Below are 17,072 nucleotides of genomic sequence, written 5' to 3' on the forward strand. Positions count from 1 at the left end.
GCCGCGTCACTCCTTGTGGATGCCGGCATCGGCCAGGATACGGGCCGAACGTTCCATCTGGTCGTCGATGAAGGCGCGGAATTCGGTGGCGGTCGAGCCCACCGGCTGCGCGCCGAGTTCCTGCAGGCTGTGGCGCAGCGCCGGGTCCTGCAGCGTGGCGCGCAGCGCCTGCTCGATGCGCGCGGCCACCTCGGGCGGCACGCCGGCCGGCGCCAGCACGCCGTTCCACTCGTACACCGAATACTGCGGCACGCCGCTCTCCGCGACGGTGGGCAGGTCGGGCAGCGCCGCGATGCGCTCGGGCGATGTGACCGCCAGCGCGCGCAGCTTGCCGCTCTTGACCAGCGGGTAGGACGCCGCCATGTTGCTGAACATCATATCGATCTGGCCGCCCATCAGGTCGGTCAGCGCCGGCGCGCCGCCCTTGTAGGGGACGTGGGTGAGTTCCAGCTTGTTGCCCTGCGCGTACCAGGCGGCGGCGATGTGTTGCGCGGTGCCCTGGCCAGGCGTGCCGAACGTCAGGTGGCCCTTGCGCGCGGCGGCCGTGAGGTCCTCGATGCGCTGGTAGGGCGACTGCGTCGGCACCACCAGGAGGTTGGGCGTCAGGCTGATCAGCGAGATCGGCAGGAAATCCCGCCGGCTGTCGTAGCTGAGTTTCTTGTAGAGCGAGGGATTGATGGCGAACGCCGTGGCGTCGTAGAGCAGCGTGTAGCCGTCGGCGGCGGCGTGCGCCACGCTGGCCGCGCCGATGGTGCCGCTGGCGCCGGGCTTGTTCTCGACCACCACGGTCTGGCCCAGGCGCGCGCCCAGCTTCTGGGCAACCAGGCGGGCCTGGGCATCGGCGGCGCCGCCGGCGGAATAGGGCACTACCAGCCTGAGCGCGCGGTCGGGGTAGTCGGCGGCGGCCACGCTGGCGCAGAACGCAAGCGCCAGGGGCAAAAGGCGGAACAGTTTCACGAGATTGTCTCCTTGTGGAAAGCGCGCCGCCTGTGCCGGCGGCTGCGCCTGGTTGGTTTTTTTCAGCGTTTCAGACCGTGGCGATGGGCGTGGCCGGTGAGCCGGCCGCGCCCGGCAGGCGCAGCGGGGGCGCGGTCAGCAGGAAGCGGTGGCGCCCGTTGGCGCGCAGCCAGCGCGCCAGCGGCGTCAGCCACCACAGTTCACCCAGGTGGATGCCGTTCTTGAACAGGCAGTGCTCGTGCAGCGGCAGGCGCGGGCGTCGCAGCGGCGTGGCCGCGCCCCCCAGGGCCACCGGCCGCACCAGCTCGACGGCGGGGTTGTCGGCGATCAGGCAGGCCAGGCGCGCGTCGACGATCCAGCGCAGCAGGCGCGCATCGTCGCCGTCCAGGCCGCTGCCGGTGGCGTGCAGGTGCGCGACATCGGGCTGGCGGTTCATCGACATCAGCGTGTCGCCGAAGCCGGTGTGCAGGCACACCATGTCGCCCGGCTCGATGGCCACGCCGTCGGCCTCCAGGATGCGCATCAGCGCGTCGTAGCCCACGGCGGCGCGCGTGCGGCCGACATGGGCCTCCAGGTCGATCAGCACGGCGCGGCCCTGCACGCCATGTTCGGCCAGTTGCTCGATGCCGAGCGCCCCGGCGCGGGGGCCGGGAAAGCGGGCCCAGTCGGCCACGGCCTGCGGATCCTCCGCGGCCGCGACGATTTCGGCGCCGGCCCGAAAGCCGTTGTAGAACACCGCCTCGGCCCGCCCGTCGCCATCGGCATCGAACCGGCTGCCCATGTGCGCCAGGCTGTCCCACTGCGTGGAATACTGCGTATTCATCAGCAGCACGTCGTCGCACACCACATCGGTGAGCAGCGGATCCTCCGACGCATAGGACCAGCAAAAGCCCTGGGCGCCCGCGCTCTTGCCATCGCGCAGCGTGGCGTAGCGTTGCGGCGGCAGGCGCCGCGGGTTCAGCGCCATGCCGCCCGGCACGTCCAGCGGCAGCGACAGGCAGAACGTCAGGCCCTCGCGGACTTCCGCGATGCCCTGCAGCACCTTGGCGCGGTCCACCAGGTTCATGCGGCCGCGCTGGTCGTCGGGGCCGAATTCGCCCCAGTTGCTGTCCGGCGGCGCGTGCTTCCATCGTTGCGGCATGGCGCGGCTCCTCAGGCGGGGGCGGCCGCGCGGGCCAGCACGTCCAGGGCATTGCGCGCGGCGGCCACGCCCATGTTGACGTAGGCGGCGCTGGTCACCCCGCCGACGTGCGGGCTCAGGAGAATGCGCGGCTCCTGCTGGAAGGGGTGGCCGGCCGTCATGGGCTCGACGGCGAAGCTGTCCAGGCCGGCGGCGCGCACCTGGCCCGAGCGCACCGCCTGCAGCAACGCGTCTTCGTCGACCAGGCCGCCGCGCGCGGTGTTGACCAGGACCACGCCGGGCTTGCACTGCGCCAGCGTCGCCGCGTTGACCATGCCGCGGTTCTCGTCGGTCAGGGGGCAATGCAGCGATACCACGTCGGCCTCGCGCCAGATCGCGTCCAGCGGCACGCTGGCGATGTACTCGGGCAGATCGCGCGCGTAGGGATCGAAGCCGATCACGCGCATGTTCATGCCGTGCGCCATGGCGGCCATGCGCCGGCCGATGGCGCCCAGGCCCACCAGGCCGATGGTCTTGCCGTCCAGCTCCAGGCTCTTGTGCGTCGACTTGTCCCAGTGTCCGGCGCGCATGCGCCCATCCAGGCCCACGACCGATTTGGCGCAGGCCAGCAGCAGCGCCAGGGCGTGTTCCGCCACGGCGGCGGCGTTCACGCCCACGGCGGCCACGACCTGGATGCCGCGCTGGGCGGCGGCGGCCTTGTCGATGGTGTCGGTGCCGCTGCCGTGCTTGGAAATCACGCGCAACGCGGGCGCGGCGTCCATGGCGGCGGCGCCCACCTTGCTGTAGCGCACGATGATGGCGACCGGGTTGTGCTCGCGGCACAAGGCCACGATTTCCTCTTCGGCGGGCGTCTTGCCGGCAAACACCAGATTGAAATCCTGCAGCAGCGCGATGGCTTCCGGGGCCAGGTCGGCCGCGGTCACGACGATGGCGGCCTTGCCTGTGGCGGTCTTGTTCACAGCGATTCCCCTTCCTTGAGCACGCCGGCGGCGCGCAGCGCCGCCGACAGCCACTTGGCCTCGGTGTCGCCGGCCTGGATCGCGGCGATGCGCGCGGCCTCGTCGCGCACCTTCTTTTCGGCGGCCGGCAGCAGGCCTTCGATTTTCTCGCGTTCGACCACCACCACGCCGTCGGCGTCGCCGATGACGAAGTCGCCGGGGTACACGGTCACGCCGCCGACCGACACGGGATGGCCGATGCGGCCGGGCACGTTCTTGGTGGGGCCGTTCGGGTTGGTGCCGGCGGCGAACACCGGATAGTCCATTTCGATGATCTCGACGCTGTCGCGCGCCGCGCCATCCATCACCACGCCGGCGATGCCGAGCTTGCGGCAGGCGTTCATCATGATGGTGCCCATCAGCGCCGAGCTGAGGTCGCCCTTGCCGTCGATCACCAGCACGTCGCCCGGCTTGGCCAGGGAAATCGCGGCGTGGATCATGAGGTTGTCACCGGGGCGCACCTCCACCGTCAGCGCCGTGCCGGCCAGCTTCATGCCCGGATGCAGCGGGCGGATGCGGCCGCTGAGCGCGCCGCGGCGGCCGGCCACGTCGGCCAGGATGGCCGGTTGCAGTGCCGCCGCGCGGCGCACGATGTCGGCGCCGACGCGCGGGAAGTCCTTGATGATGTCCTGGTTTGCCATGAGTGTTCCTGTGAAGAAGGAGAAAGTCGGGAGGGCGGGTCAGGCCGGCTTGATGCCGGCATCGCGGATGACCTTGCCCCATTTGTCGAAGTCCGCCCTGCGGGTGGTGTCCAGGGCCTGCGGCGTGCCGCCGGCCAGCGTGATGCCGAGCTGCTCGGCCAGCGTCGTGAGCGCCGGGCTCTGCAAGGCGCGTCCGATCCCGGCGTTGAGTCGGGCGATGACGGGCGCGGGCGTGGCGGCGGGGGCGAACACGGCCTGCCATTGCTCCACCACGAAATCGCTGAAGCCGGCCTCGGCCATGGTTGGCACCCGCGGCAAGGCCGGCAGACGCTGCGCCGACGTGGCGGCGAGCGCGCGCAGCGCGCCGGTCTGCACGTGCGGCAACGCGGCCGCCGCGGGAATGAAGGCGAATTGCACCTGCCCGGCCAGCGTGTCCTGCAGCGCGGGCGTGTCGCCCTTGTAGGGCACGTGCAGGAACCGCGCGCCGCTCTTTTGCTGCAGCAGTTCGCCCTGCATGTGCAGGATCGTGCCCGTGCCGCCCGAGGCATACGCCAGGCTTTGCGGCGCCTTTTTCGCGGCCGAGATCAGGTCGGCGACCGTGTGGAACGGCTGGTCCTTGCCCACCACCAGAAGATGGGGAATGGTGCCGATCATGATGACGGGGGCGAAGTCCTCCACCGGGTCATAGGTCAGCTTGCCGAGCACGTGCGGCGCGATCGCCTGGGGCCCGATCGAGGTGCCCAGCAGCGTCAGGCCGTCCGGCTCGGCGCGCGCCACGCGGGCCGCGCCAATGGTGCCGGTGGCGCCGGGACGGTTGTCGACGATCACGCGCGTGGCCAGCAGCGCATCCAGTTGCTGCGCGATGGCGCGGCCCAGCACGTCGGTGCTGCCGCCGGCCGGATAGGGCACCACCCAGGTGATGGTCTTGCCGGCGGGCCAATCCTGCGCGGCGCGCGCGCTGAAGGCCGCGCCCGCCGCCACGGCCGCGCCAAGCGCGAGGAAGCGCCGGCGCGAGAGCGAATAAGAGGTCTGCATGGGTTGTCTCCGTGTTGTTCTGGTATTCATGCCGCAAAGCCGTACAGGGCCGCCGGGTTGTGCACCAGGACCTGGCGCAGCCGGGCGCTGCCGGCCCAGTCGGCCAGCCGGTCGAGCTGGCGCGCGTCGTCGGGCATGGGCTGCATGCCGGCCGACGCCGAGGCGTGGGGCCAGTCGCTGCCCCAGACGATGCGTTCGGGATTGGCGTCGAGATAGCCGCGGGCCAGCGCGTCCAGCGCGGGATCCTCGACGCTGTGGCGCGGGCTGACGAGGTAGCCGCCCGACAGCTTGAGCCAGGCGCGGCCCTGGCCGAGCAGGCGCAGCACCAGGGCATGGGCCGGATGCGCGCCGGCCTGCGCCGGGCTGATGCGGGCCATGTGATCGAACACGACCGGCGCGGGCAGGGCCGACAGCAGATCCTCCAGTTGCGCCAGCCGCTCGGGCGGCATCAGCAACTGCACATGCCACCCGAGCGGGGCGACCCGCGCCGTCAGCGGCAGCACCTGGTCGATGGTGCTCGTCACCCCCAGCGAAAGGTTGAGCCGGATGCCGCGCACGCCGGCGTCATGCAAGGCTTGCAGTTGCGCATCGCTTTCGCTGCCATCGATCACGGCCACGCCGCGCGCCTGCCCGCCCAGTTGGGCCAACGCATCGAGCATGGCGCGGTTGTCGGCGCCATAGGTCGATGGCGTGACCAGCACCGCGCGCTGGGTGCCAAGGCGGGCCTGGATCGCGCGGTACTGTGCCATGGACGCGTCCGGCGGCAGCAGCCTTGCGCCCTTCACCGCCGGGTAGCGGGCGTCATACGCGTGGATGTGGCAGTCGCACGCCCCGGGCGGGGCGGCGGTGGCCGGCCTGGCGTCGCCGCTGGAGTAGGCGTAAAGGGCAGCCACGGCCGGATCACTCCACCTTCGCGCCCGAGTCCTTGACGATCTTGCCCCAGCGGATGCGGTCGTCGTGGATCAGCTTGGCGAACGCTTCCGGGGTGTCGGTAAGCACGCGCGCGCCCTGTTCCTGGTACTTGACGCGCAGCTCCGGCGTCTGGAGCGCCTTGTTGAACTCGGCATTCAGGCGCTGCACGATGTCCTTGGGCGTGCCGGCCGGCGCGGCCAGGCCGAACCAGGTCACGGCCTCGAAGCCGGGGAAACCGCGCTCGGCGATGGTGGGCACGTCGGGCATGTCGGGCACGCGCTGCGCCGAAGTCACCGCCAGCGCGCGCATCTTGCCGTTGCGCACGTGGCCGATGAGCGTCGGCACGGAAGACAGGTACATGTCGATCTGTCCGCCGATCAGGTCGTTGGACGCCTGCGCCGCGCCCTTGTAGGGGATGTGCGTGAGCTGGATGCCCGCCGCGTTCTGCAATTGCACCGCCGCCAGGTGGGCCACCGTGCCGTTGCCGGAACTGGCGAAGTTCAAGGCCCCCGGCTTGGCCTTGGCCGCCGCGATCATGTCCTCGAAGGTCTTGAGCGGCGAGTTGGCCGGCACCACGATCACCAGCGGCGCGTCGGCCACCAGGCCGATGGCGGTGAGGTCCTTCTCGGGGTCGTAGGGCAGCTTGGCGTACAGCGTCGGGTTGATCGCCAGGTTGCTGGTCTGGCCCAGCACCAGGGAATACCCGTCCGGCGCCGACTTGGCGACGGCGTCCACGCCGATGTTGCCGCCCGAGCCGGGGCGGTTTTCGGTGACGATGTTCCAGCCGGTGTTGCCGGCCACCTTGATCGCCGCTTCGCGGGCCAGCACGTCGGTGCCGCCCCCGGGCGGGAATGGCACGATCAGCCGGATGGGTTTGTCGGGGTAGCCCTGGGCGGCGCCCAGGCTGGTCATGCACATCAGGGCCAGGCCCGACAGCAAGCGTGCGAACGGCTTCATGTTTTGTCTCCGATATTTGTTTTTGATTGAAGGAATTGTCGGAGGATGTTCCGTCCAATACAATACGAGTTCATACAGCGGAACATGTTTCATATGACGAACGATGACCTGCCTCCGGAATCCACCGACGCGCCGAGCGAAGAGGGCGTCGTGGCCGTGCGCCGCGCGATGCGCATCCTTGAAGCCTTTGGCGTGGAGGATCCGCATCTGTCGCTGGCGGAACTGAGCCGGCGCACCGGCTGCCATCGCTCCACCGTGCTGCGGCTGGCGCGCACCCTGGCCATGGACGACTACCTGGCGCAGCGGCCCGACGGCACCTGGCGCCTGGCGCGCGCCGCCGGCTGGCTGGGCGCGTGTTACCAGGCCACCTTCAACATCGTCGAGGTGGTCCAGCCGATCCTGCGCGAGCTGTCGGCGGCGACCGGCGAAAGCGCGACGTTCTACGTGCGCGAAGGCAAGCAGCGCATCTGCATGGCGCGGGTCGAAGGCCCCAGGTCGATCCGGCACCACGTGCGCGTGGGCGCGGCCCTGCCGCTGGAGCTGGGCAGCCCCGGCCGCGTGCTGCTCGCCTTCTCCGGCGAACCGGGCGAACCCTATGAGTCGGTGCGCCGCGCCGGCTACATGGTGTCGCTGGGCGAACGCGATCCCGAGGTCTCCAGCATCTCCGCGCCGGTCTATGGCATCAATTGGGCGCTGCAGGGGGCGGTGTGCATCTCGGGGCCGATTTCGCGCCTGGGCGAAAGCGTGCTGCATGAACTGAAGGAGCCGATCCTCGCCGCGGCCAGTCGCCTGTCGCGCTCGCTGATGGGCGCGCGGCAAGGGCAGGGCGCCTGACGCGGCCGCGGCGGCCGGCCAGGCCTTGCGCCGTGGCCGCGCATGTCCGCCGCCGCCCGCCATCCTGGCCGTATCGGCGCGGCGCGCCAATCAGGCACGCGCTACGCTCATCGGCGGGCCCGCGGCATCGTGCCGTGGGCGCGAAGGAGCCTCATCATGCAAGGAAGCTGTCTGTGCGGCGCCGTGGCCTACCAGGCGGAGCGCCTGGCCGGGCCCATCGTCCATTGCCATTGCGCCACCTGCCGCAAGGCGCACGCGGCCGCGTTCGCCTCGACCGCCCGGGTGGCGCGCGCGGATTTCCGCTGGACCCGTGGCGTGGACGCGCTGGGCGCCTATGAATCGTCGCCCGGCAAGATCCGCCACTTCTGCACCCGCTGCGGCGCGCACCTGATGGCGCACTGGGTGGCGCAGCCGCAGGTCATCCTGCGCGTGGCGACGCTGGACGACGATCCCGGCGCGCGGCCGCTCGCGCACATCCACACCGCGCACGACGTGCCGTGGCTCGATCATGGGCCGGGCGTTCCGTCCTATCCGGACACCATGCCGGGATAGCGCGCGCCGCCGTCCCGTTTCCGGCGCGTGGCGCATGCGCTACGCTAGCGATCTTTGCGCGCCGGCGTGGCGCGCCGCGAGGAAGCCGCAATGAAAGGCGAACACCATTACGACGTCGGCGTGACCTGGACCGGCAATACCGGCAAGGGCACCGCCAGTTACACCGCATATGCCCGCGACCACGTGATCCAGTCGCCGGGCAAGCCCGATATCGCCGGTTCGGCCGATCCCGCGTTCCGCGGCGACCCGGCGCGCTGGAATCCCGAGGACCTGTTGGTGGCCTCGCTGTCGGCCTGCCACAAGCTCTGGTATCTGCATCTGTGCGCGGTCGAGAACATCATCGTCACAGCCTACCGCGACGACGCCCACGGCGTCATGCGCGAAGACCCCGAGCGCGGCGGCGCCTTCGCCTCGGTCACGCTGCGGCCCGAGGTCACCATCGCCGCGGGCGGCGATGCCGGACTGGCCGAAGCGCTGCACGCCCGCGCCCACCATTTCTGCTACATCGCCAATTCGGTGAACTTCCCGGTGCTGTGCGAGCCGCGCATCGTCGTGGCCGGCTGACACGGGAGGACAGGCCATGACCCTGCCGACGATCTGGGGCCGGCGCAGTTCGTTCAACGTGCAGAAAGTGCTTTGGCTGGCGGGCGAATTGGGCCTGGCCTACGAACACATTCCCGCCGGCGGACAATTCGGCCTGCTCGATACGCCGGATTTCCTGCGCATGAACCCGCATGGCCGGGTGCCGCTGCTGCGCGATGGCGACACGGTGGTGTGGGAGTCGCACGCGATCCTGCGTTACCTGGCCGCGCGCCATGGCGCCGAGGCCTTCTGGCCGGCCGATCCGGCGCGCCGCGCGCGCGCCGACGGCTGGATGGACTGGGCCCAGACGGCGTTGCAGCCGGCATTCCTGTCGGGCGTGTTCTGGGGCTACTACCGCACCCCCGAGGCGCAGCGCGACCTGCCCGCCATCGCGCGCAGCCTGGCCGCCACCCATGCCTGCCTGCGCCAGCTCGACGCGGTGCTGGCCACGCAACCCTACCTGGGCGGGCAGGCCCTGACGCTGGCCGACATTCCCGCCGCCACCGCGCTCTACCGCTACTACGAGCTGGACATCGCCCGCGAGCCCCTGGCGCACGTGCGGGCCTGGTACGACCGCCTGCGCGAGCGTCCCGCCTACCGCGAGCACATCATGGTGCCTTTCAGCGAATTGAAGGGGCGGCTGGATTTCTGACGGGCGCGGGCCTGTTAATCTGTTCCTGGCCGGCGCGAGCGCACCGGCCCATCCTTTGCCACGTAGCCCTCTTCATGTTCCTGCCTCTTTCCGACTGGCCGCGGCGCGCGCCCGAACTGGGTATCGCCGGTCTGCGCCTGCGCCCGCTGCGCGACACCGACGCGGCCGATTGGCATGCCTACCTGCGCGACGACAACGTAACCCGCCACACCAGTTGGCAACTGGACGGCCCGGATGCGCTGGCGTCGCTGATCCAGGGCTATGCCGACCCCGCCGCCAGCCATTGCGTGCGGCTGGCCATCGTCGAGGCCGACGACCGCCTGATCGGCACCATCGGTTTGAACGAGATCGCGCCGGGCGCGCGCCGCGCCGAAATCGCCTATGACCTGGCGCCTTCGCACTGGCGCCGCGGCATCGCCACGCAGGCCTGCGAAGTCGTGTCCACGTGGGCCTTGCAGACGCTGGGCCTGGCGCGGGTGCAGGCCACCGTGCTGGATACCAATACGGCGTCGGCCGGCGTGCTGGAGCGCTGCCGCTTCCACCGCGAAGGGCTGCTGCATCATTACCGGCAGGTGCGCGGCGAGCCTCGCCATTTCTGGATGTACGCGCGCATCTGGCCGCCCCCGCTGGTGGGCGCCGAATGCGGCTAGGCTTGCTTTCCCACGCCGCGCGCCCGGTGGGGCCGGGCCGCCATTTCCTTTCGCGAGAACCATGACTTCCGCTTTGATTGTGATCGACGTACAACGCGCGCTGTTCGAAACCACGCCCGAGCCGGCCGATGCCGGCGCCGTGCTGGCGCGCATCAATGACCTGGCCGGGCGCGCCCGCGCCGCCGGCGCGCCGGTGATCTACGTGCAGCATGAAGCGCCCGGCGGCAAGCTGGCGCATGGCGAGCCCGGCTGGCAGCTCGACACGCGTTTGCGTCCCGCCGATGGCGATGTGCGGGTGCGCAAGACCACGCCCGATTCCTTCCTGCGCACCGGCCTGGACGATGCCTTGTCGCGGGCGGGCGCCACGCATCTGGTGGTGTGCGGCTATGCCAGCGAGTTCTGCGTCGATACCACCGTGCGCCGCGCCGCGGCGCTGGGCTATCCGGTGACGCTGGCGGCCGACGCCCACACCACCCACGACAAGCCGCACGCGGCGGGCGCGCAGATCCGCGCGCACCACAACGCCACGCTGTCGTCGATCTCCAGCTTCGGCGTGAAGATCGCCGCCGTGCCGGCGGCCGACATTGGCTTTGGCCAAGCGAGGTAGCGGCCCATGGATCCCGAACTGCTGCAGTTGCTGGTGACGCGCACCATGCCTTTCGGCAAGTACCAGGGGCGCCTCATCGCCGACCTGCCGGGGCCGTACCTGGCCTGGTTCGCGCGCAAGGGTTTTCCGCCGGGCGAACTGGGGCGCCTGCTGGCGTTGATGCACGAGCTGGACCACAACGGCCTGTCGTCCCTGCTGGCGCCCTTGCGCCAGCCGCCGGCGGCGCGCTGAACGGCGCCGGGGAAACCGCAAGAAACAAATCTCGCGGCTGGCGTAGCGTCTTGGCACGCCCCTCGGGCGCGCGTGGGGCTACGATAGACCGGCGCGTCACCGGGCGGGGTATCTGGCCCGGGCGCGACCAACAAAGAGAGGTCGTCATGAAGAAACTCCCGTTCACCGCCGTCCTGCTGGCCCTGGCCTGCCTGGGCGGCGCGGCCCAGGCGCAGAACGCGGCGCCGGTCACGCAGGAATTCCAGTATCCCAGCCAGCGCTCCAAGGACGGCAGCCTGTCGCCGCCGTCCACCTTGCGCATGACCGTCACGCCCGACCCGAATGCGGCGCCGGCCGTGATCCGCGACACGCCCGAGAGCCAGGCGCAATACGTGCGCTGCCGCGAGGTCTCGGACCGCGCCGCCGTCTCCAACGCCCAGATGCAGGCCGGCGTCGCCCAGTGCCTGCGCGAACTGGAGCAGCGTCGCCAGCAGCAGTAGGCGCCGCGCCCGCCGGGCTTGATCCGGCAGGGCAGCGTCAGGTCGGGCTCGGTCAGGCCAACCCGCTTCAGGCAGGGCCTGGTCAGGCCGGGCCGGCTGCCGTGGCGGCCCTGGCCGATCCGCGCGCCCAGTGCCAGGTCATCAGGCCGGCGGCCAGCACCACCGGCAGCATGGCGGCATTCAGCGCCTCCCAGCCAAACGCGTCCAGCGCCGGACCGGCCGCCAGCGTCGCCACCGCGGTGGCCGCGTAGCGCAGCATTTCGGCCGCGCCCTGGGCGCGGGCCCGCTCGGAGGGACGGTACGACTGCGCCAGCAGCGTGGTGCCGCCGACGAACATGAAATTCCATCCCACGCCCAGGCAGAACAGCGCCGCGTAGAACGCCGGCAGCGATGGCGAGGCCATCGCGATCAGCGCGCAGGCCACGTTCAGCAGCATGCCCGCGCCCAGCACCCTGGGCAGGCCGAAGCGCTGGATCAGCGCGCCGGCGAAGAAGGCGGGCGCATACATGCCGACCAGATGCCACTGCATGATGTTGGCGCCGTCGCCGATGCTGTGGCTGCACGCCACCGCCGCCAGCGGCGCGGCCGTCATGATGAACATCATCGACACCGATCCCACCACGTTGTTGGCCAGCGCGGCGATGAACACCGGCTGGCGCGCCACCGCGCGCAGCGGGCGCGCCGGCAGTCCGCCCTGGACTTCGCCCGCGGCCACGGGCGCCTCGGTATCGCGGTAGAAGCCGAACAACAGGGCGGCGGACAACAGCGCCAGCAGCGCCACCATCAGGTAGGCGCCGGCAAACGTCACCGGCGCGAACAGGTCGCGGCTCCAGGCCGCCAGCGCCGGCCCGGCGATCGCGGCGATGACGCCGCCGGTCATCACCACCGAGATCGCGCGGCTCTTGGCGGCCGGCTCCACCGCGTCCGCCGCCGCCAGCCGGTAGTACTGCGCGAATGCCTGGAACACGCCGACCAGCGCGGTGCCCGCGCAGAACGCCCAGAAATCGGCATGGAACACCGCCCACACCGAGATGCCGCCGCCCGCCGCGCCAGCCAGGGCGCCCAGCGCGAAACCGTTGCGGCGGCCGATGCGCTGCATCAGCAGCGAAGCGAACCAGGTGACCACGGCGCCGGCGACGGTGATCAGCGCGAACGGCAGCGTGGACAGCGCCTTGTCCGGCGCCAGCATGTGGCCGGTCAGCGCGGTCAGGGTCAGGTCGATGGAGATGGCCGCGATGAACAGGCCCTGGCACACGGCCAGGATGCGGGCGTTGCGGCGGCCCGTGGCGGGCGAGGGCGAGGAGGGCATGGGAAGAAAAAGAGAGCGGGGGGTTTGACAGACCCCACTGTATCGACGCAGACTTTGGCGTGAATGACATAATTCCCTCAAAAAACGCCAATCCCCAACGCCAATCCCGAACGCCAATCCTGAACGCCAACCCCGACCGCCAACCCCACCCCAGCCCCAACCCTGAACTCCCATCCGCCATGACCCACCACGTCGCCTTCCTGCTGGTGCCCGATTTTCAGTTGCTGGACATGTCCGGCCCGGCCGCGGTGTTCCAGACCGCCGGCCGTTTCGCGCAGACCGCCGCCGGCCCCGCGTATGCGGTGCACGTCGTCTCCGAACACGGCGGCCAGGTGCGCAGCTCCTGTGGCATCGGCGTGCAGACGGTGTCCTGGCACGGCACGCCCGCCGATACCCTGGTGGTGCCTGGCGGGGAGGGCGCGCGCGCCGCCGCCGTCACGCCCGCCCTGCGCGCCCGCCTGCTGGCGCAGCGGCAGGCGGGCCGGCGCCTGGCCAGTGTCTGCACCGGCGCCCTGGTGCTGGCGGGCGCGGGCCTGCTCGACGGCCGCCGCGCCACCACCCATTGGCGCCATGCCGCAATGCTGGCGCGCGAGCATCCGGGCGTGCGGGTCGAGCCCGACCGCATCCATATCCGCGATGGCGATACCTGGACCTCGGCCGGCATCACCGCCGGCATCGACCTGGCGCTGGCGATGGTGGAGGCCGACCTGGGCGCCGAACTGGCGGCCACCACCGCGCGCGAAATGGTGGTGTATCACCGTCGCTCGGGCGGCCAATCGCAGTTCTCGGCCCTGCAGGACCTGGCGCCCGACAGCGAGCGCATGCGCGCGGTGCTCGAACATATCCGCGCCAACCTGGGCGCGGCCCTGACGGTGGAGCATCTGGCCGAGGTGGCCTGCGTCAGTCCGCGCCAGTTTCTGCGCAGCTTCAAGGCCGATACCGGCGAAACCCCCGCCAAGGCGGTCGAGCGCATCCGCGCCGAGGCGGCGCGGGCCTGCATCGAGGCTGGCGACGACAGTATCGACAGCGTGGCGCGGCGCGTCGGTTTCATGGACAGCGAACGGATGCGGCGCGCCTTCCTGCGGGTCTACGGCCAGCCGCCCCAGGCGCTGCGCCGCGCCGCGCGCAACGCCGCGTTGGCATGAGCGGGGCGAAAACGGTAATAATAGTCACTCTCAATAAAGCATGGGGCCCCGGGCGGGCCCGCGACCGTGACCGCTTCTCACCCCGAACTCGATTGGGCCGTTCCGGCCGCCACGCCCGCCATGTCGCTGGCCGGCGGCACGTTGCGCTTCGAGCGCGGCGAACGGGTGCTGGAAGACCTGGCGCCGGGCCTGAAGCTGGTGCTGGTGCTGGACGGCGAGCTGCGCTACCGCGTGCCGGGCGCGCCGGCCGCCCAGGTCAGCGGGCCGTTGCTGCACCTGAGCCTGTGCCGCGATCCGCTGCGCATGGAACACGAATTCGGCGCGCGCCGGTCGCTGCGCTTCGTGTCGCTGCGCACCTCGCTGGAACACCTGCGCGAGTCCTTATCCCTGGAGCCGGCCGACATCGCGGGCCTGTTGCGCGCGCCGCGCGACGGCGCACCCTATGCCGACGCCAATTTGCGGCTGGCCGCGCCACTGCAGGCCTTGGGCCGGCAGATGCTGGCCTGCCCCATGCAGGGCGCGCTCAAGCGCATGTACCTGTCCGCCAAGGCGCTGGAGCTGACCGCGCTGGCGCTGGGCGCGCTCCAACCGGCGCCGGCCGCATCGACCCCGGGCGGACCGTCGCGCGCCGACGTTGAACGCCTGCACCACGCGCGCGATCTGCTGCTGGCCGATCTTCAGCATCCCCCCACGTTGCCCGAGCTGGCGCGCCGTGTCGGCGTCAACGTCAACAAGCTCACCACGGGCTTTCGCCAGTTGTTCGGATGCAGCGTCTATGCCTGCGTGCGCGAGCAGCGCATGGCCCAGGCGCACGCGCTGCTCGCCGCCGGCGAGATGAGCGTATCGGAGGCCGCCTATGCCTGCGGTTATACGGATTCGCATTTCAGCAAGGCCTTCCAGAGGCGTTACGGCGTGCTGCCGCGCGCGCTGATCCGCGGCCGCTGACCGCGCCGCCGGTTGTCGGCGTTCTGGCCCCACCCGTCGCGCGGGATCGCGCGCATGCCGATGCGCGTTCGCGCCCGCGCGGTTTCCATGGCAAGAGTCTTACAAACGCCTGCGCGTTGCGGTTTCTCCTCGAAATTGTATGAGAATAATTCTCAGTATTAACGAAGGAGAAGTACCCATGCGTTCTAGGTTCGGGAACAACGCGCGGCGCGTGCGGTTGGCGCGCCAATGGCCGCTCTGGCTGGCGGTGGCGACGGGGCCGGCGCTGGCCGAAGGCACCCAGGAGCCCACGGGCGCCGCCACCTTGCCCGCGGTCACCGTCAGCGGCGAGCGCGAGGCCGGCGCCGCGCAACAGCCGACGCTGGGCAAGCTGCCCTTGAGCGTGCGCGAGACGCCCCAATCGATCTCCGTGATCGGCCAGGAACAGATCCGCCAGCAGAACCTGCACACCCTGGACGACGTCATGCGGCACGCCACCGGCATCACGGTGCAGCCGCACCATCACCTCACCACCGGCTACTACGCGCGCGGCTTCCAGATCGAATCCTTCGAGCAGGACGGCGTGCCGGCCATGATGGGCAACCGCGCCGCCGCGCCGGAAGACATGGCCATCTACGAGCGCGTCGAGATCCTGCGCGGCGCCAACGGCCTGTTGCACGGCGCCGGCAATCCCTCGGCCACCGTCAACCTGGTGCGCAAGCGGGGGCAGCGGCAATTCGCCTTCGGCGGGGAACTCAGCGCCGGCAGTTGGGACAACTATCGCGCCGAAGTCGACCTGGGCGGACCGCTGAACGACAGCGGCCGCGTGCGCGGCCGCGTCGTCGGGGTCATGGCCGACCGCGGCTTCTTCTATGAAAGCGCGAACGAGAAGACCGGCCTGTTCTACGGCACTGCCGAGGTCGACCTGGGCCCGGACACCGTGCTGTCGGCGGGCCTGCTGCACAGCCGCGTGCGCTCGCATCCGCCGCCCAGCATGGGCGGACTGCCGCGCTACAAGGACGGCGCGCCGATCGGGCTGCGGCGCTCGGTCAACCTGGAGTCCGCCGGCAGCCGTTCCGACTGGAACACGACGCGCGTGTTCGCGGACCTGGACCACCGCTTCAGCCAGGGCTGGCGTGCGCGGCTCAGCGTCGATCATCTTCGCTCCGATTCCGAGATGAAGTACCTCACCGTCAACGGCGGGATCGACCGCGCGACGGGCCTGGGCGCCAAGCTGTCGGGAGGAGGCATCAAGTACGACAACAGCCAGACCAGCATCGACGCCTACGTCAGCGGCCCGGTCGAACTGTTCGGGCGGCGCCACGAGCTGCTGTTCGGCGCCAATTCACTGCGGACTTCGTACGAGAACCTGAATGCCGATGTCACCAGCCCTCAGTTGAACATGCCGATGGACGTGTTCCACTGGCATCCGCGCGATGTGCCCGACTACGACATCGGCCCCTACAAGTCCGCGAGCATCAATCGCGACCGGGAGCAGGGCGTGTACGGCATGGGCCGCTTCTCGCTGGCCGATCCGCTGACGCTGGTGCTGGGCGCGCGCATGGACTGGAGCCGGCTGCAAGCGCCCAAAGCGAGCCAGCGCACCAACGCCAGATTCACGCCCTATGGCGGCCTGATCGTCGACCTGGACCGGCAGTGGTCGCTGTATGGCAGTTACGCGCAGGTATTCATGCCGCAAATCGACCAGCTCGATCGCGACGGCCGGCCGCTCGATCCGGTCACGGGCACCAATACCGAGGCCGGCGTCAAGGGTGAACTGATGGACGGCGCGCTCAACGTGTCCCTGGCGCTGTTCCAGATCCAGCAAAAGAACCGCGCCCAGGCCGACCCGTCGGTGGTGTGCGCGGGCCGACGCTGCCCCTCGGTCGCCGGGGGCGAGGTCCGCAGCCGCGGCTTCGAGGCCGAGGCCGCCGGCGCCATCACGCCTTACTGGACGGTGGCGGCGGGCTACACCTTCAACACCACCAAGTACATGGTGGACACGCGCGCCAGCGGCCAACCCTATGCCAGCTTCACGCCCAGGCACATCTTCCGCCTGTGGACCGAGTACGCCCTGCCGGCGCTGGAGCGGCGCCTGAGCATAGGCGGGGGCGTACAGGTGCAATCGGGCTTTTACAACGTGGCCAAGACCATCACGCTGCGCCAGGGCGGCTACGCGCTGGCCGACATGCGCGTGGCCTATCGCGTCGACAAGCACGTCACGGTGGCGCTCAACGCCAACAACCTGTTCGACCGCGTCTACTACCAGCGCCTGAACGATGCCAACTGGACCAACTACTACGGCGAGCCGCGCAATTTCATGTTGACGGTGCGCGCCGAGTATTGACCGTCGTCATCGCATGAGGCGGCCGCGCGCGTCGCGTGGCGCGCGCCGGCCGCCTCGGCCCGCCCGGTAAAAAACTTCCGCAATCGCCAGCGAGACTTCCGCAATCGCCAGTGGCGCGC

General features: G+C 70.5%; 19 protein-coding genes. 11 read left to right on the forward strand and 8 right to left on the reverse strand.

Annotated features, from left to right (window positions below):
* Positions 1-6: 6 nt before the first annotated feature.
* The 7 genes from SB816_RS09055 to SB816_RS09085 all read right to left on the reverse strand — a co-directional run bounded on the left by SB816_RS09055 (position 7) and on the right by SB816_RS09085 (position 6,641).
* Positions 7-957, reverse strand: a complete 951-nt coding sequence (locus SB816_RS09055; RefSeq protein ID WP_410546831.1) for a Bug family tripartite tricarboxylate transporter substrate binding protein — start codon at positions 955-957, stop codon at positions 7-9.
* A 70-nt stretch (positions 958-1,027) separates the two neighbouring features.
* The gene (locus SB816_RS09060) at positions 1,028-2,098 is read right to left on the reverse strand and encodes a cyclase family protein (RefSeq protein WP_410546832.1); all 1,071 of its coding nucleotides are present in this window, start codon (positions 2,096-2,098) and stop codon (positions 1,028-1,030) included.
* An 11-nt stretch (positions 2,099-2,109) separates the two neighbouring features.
* On the reverse strand, positions 2,110-3,057 hold the full coding sequence (locus SB816_RS09065; RefSeq protein WP_064527801.1) for an NAD(P)-dependent oxidoreductase: 948 nt from the start codon (positions 3,055-3,057) through the stop codon (positions 2,110-2,112).
* On the reverse strand, positions 3,054-3,737 hold the full coding sequence (locus SB816_RS09070) for an RraA family protein (protein WP_020928512.1): 684 nt from the start codon (positions 3,735-3,737) through the stop codon (positions 3,054-3,056). Before SB816_RS09070 ends, SB816_RS09065 begins: the two co-directional genes overlap by 4 nt.
* A 39-nt stretch (positions 3,738-3,776) precedes the next feature.
* Positions 3,777-4,772, reverse strand: coding sequence for a Bug family tripartite tricarboxylate transporter substrate binding protein (locus SB816_RS09075; protein WP_175190023.1), 996 nt, complete (start codon positions 4,770-4,772; stop codon positions 3,777-3,779).
* A 26-nt stretch (positions 4,773-4,798) separates the two neighbouring features.
* Positions 4,799-5,665: an amidohydrolase family protein gene (locus SB816_RS09080; RefSeq protein WP_116791756.1), complete on the reverse strand. Its 867-nt coding sequence runs from the start codon at positions 5,663-5,665 to the stop codon at positions 4,799-4,801.
* Between the two features lie 7 nt (positions 5,666-5,672).
* Positions 5,673-6,641, reverse strand: coding sequence for a Bug family tripartite tricarboxylate transporter substrate binding protein (locus SB816_RS09085; RefSeq protein WP_020928509.1), 969 nt, complete (start codon positions 6,639-6,641; stop codon positions 5,673-5,675).
* 84 nt (positions 6,642-6,725) lie between these two features.
* On the opposite strand from SB816_RS09085, the gene SB816_RS09090 reads away from it, so the two are divergent.
* The 8 genes from SB816_RS09090 (at position 6,726) to SB816_RS09125 (ending at position 11,228) form a co-directional block, all read left to right on the forward strand.
* Positions 6,726-7,475 carry an IclR family transcriptional regulator gene (locus SB816_RS09090; RefSeq protein WP_054502028.1) on the forward strand — a complete coding sequence of 250 codons (750 nt, stop codon included), beginning with the start codon at positions 6,726-6,728 and terminating at the stop codon, positions 7,473-7,475.
* A 156-nt stretch (positions 7,476-7,631) separates the two neighbouring features.
* The gene (locus tag SB816_RS09095; RefSeq protein ID WP_064527794.1) at positions 7,632-8,027 is read left to right on the forward strand and encodes a GFA family protein; all 396 of its coding nucleotides are present in this window, start codon (positions 7,632-7,634) and stop codon (positions 8,025-8,027) included.
* A 90-nt stretch (positions 8,028-8,117) separates the two neighbouring features.
* A complete protein-coding gene (locus SB816_RS09100; protein WP_020928506.1) occupies positions 8,118-8,591 on the forward strand; it encodes an OsmC family protein in 474 nt (157 codons plus the stop codon).
* Between the two features lie 22 nt (positions 8,592-8,613).
* Complete coding sequence (locus tag SB816_RS09105; protein ID WP_081273637.1) at positions 8,614-9,261, forward strand: glutathione S-transferase family protein; 648 nt, start codon at positions 8,614-8,616, stop codon at positions 9,259-9,261.
* Positions 9,262-9,335: 74 nt separating this feature from the next.
* Positions 9,336-9,911, forward strand: coding sequence for a GNAT family N-acetyltransferase (locus SB816_RS09110; RefSeq protein ID WP_064527790.1), 576 nt, complete (start codon positions 9,336-9,338; stop codon positions 9,909-9,911).
* A 61-nt stretch (positions 9,912-9,972) separates the two neighbouring features.
* The gene (locus tag SB816_RS09115) at positions 9,973-10,518 is read left to right on the forward strand and encodes a cysteine hydrolase family protein (protein WP_054502032.1); all 546 of its coding nucleotides are present in this window, start codon (positions 9,973-9,975) and stop codon (positions 10,516-10,518) included.
* 6 nt (positions 10,519-10,524) lie between these two features.
* Positions 10,525-10,749 (forward strand): DUF3820 family protein, encoded by a 225-nt coding sequence (locus SB816_RS09120; RefSeq protein WP_006385039.1) that lies wholly within the window; start codon positions 10,525-10,527, stop codon positions 10,747-10,749.
* Positions 10,750-10,895: 146 nt separating this feature from the next.
* A complete protein-coding gene (locus SB816_RS09125) occupies positions 10,896-11,228 on the forward strand; it encodes a hypothetical protein (RefSeq protein WP_054502033.1) in 333 nt (110 codons plus the stop codon).
* A gap of 82 nt (positions 11,229-11,310) precedes the next feature.
* Here the strand turns inward: SB816_RS09125 and SB816_RS09130 are convergent, their stop codons facing one another.
* A complete protein-coding gene (locus SB816_RS09130; RefSeq protein WP_059271543.1) occupies positions 11,311-12,537 on the reverse strand; it encodes an MFS transporter in 1,227 nt (408 codons plus the stop codon).
* A gap of 179 nt (positions 12,538-12,716) precedes the next feature.
* Here SB816_RS09130 and SB816_RS09135 point away from each other — a divergent pair, with 179 nt between their 5' ends.
* From SB816_RS09135 to SB816_RS09145, 3 genes are all read left to right on the forward strand, one after another.
* Positions 12,717-13,682 (forward strand): GlxA family transcriptional regulator, encoded by a 966-nt coding sequence (locus SB816_RS09135; RefSeq protein ID WP_100504394.1) that lies wholly within the window; start codon positions 12,717-12,719, stop codon positions 13,680-13,682.
* Between the two features lie 66 nt (positions 13,683-13,748).
* Positions 13,749-14,627 carry an AraC family transcriptional regulator gene (locus tag SB816_RS09140; protein ID WP_231133050.1) on the forward strand — a complete coding sequence of 293 codons (879 nt, stop codon included), beginning with the start codon at positions 13,749-13,751 and terminating at the stop codon, positions 14,625-14,627.
* A gap of 178 nt (positions 14,628-14,805) precedes the next feature.
* The gene (locus SB816_RS09145) at positions 14,806-16,953 is read left to right on the forward strand and encodes a TonB-dependent siderophore receptor (protein WP_410546833.1); all 2,148 of its coding nucleotides are present in this window, start codon (positions 14,806-14,808) and stop codon (positions 16,951-16,953) included.
* Positions 16,954-17,072: the final 119 nt, after the last annotated feature.

The sequence above is a fragment of the Achromobacter sp. SIMBA_011 genome (assembly GCF_046535435.1).
GTDB classification, from domain to species: Bacteria; Pseudomonadota; Gammaproteobacteria; order Burkholderiales; family Burkholderiaceae_B; genus Achromobacter; species Achromobacter dolens.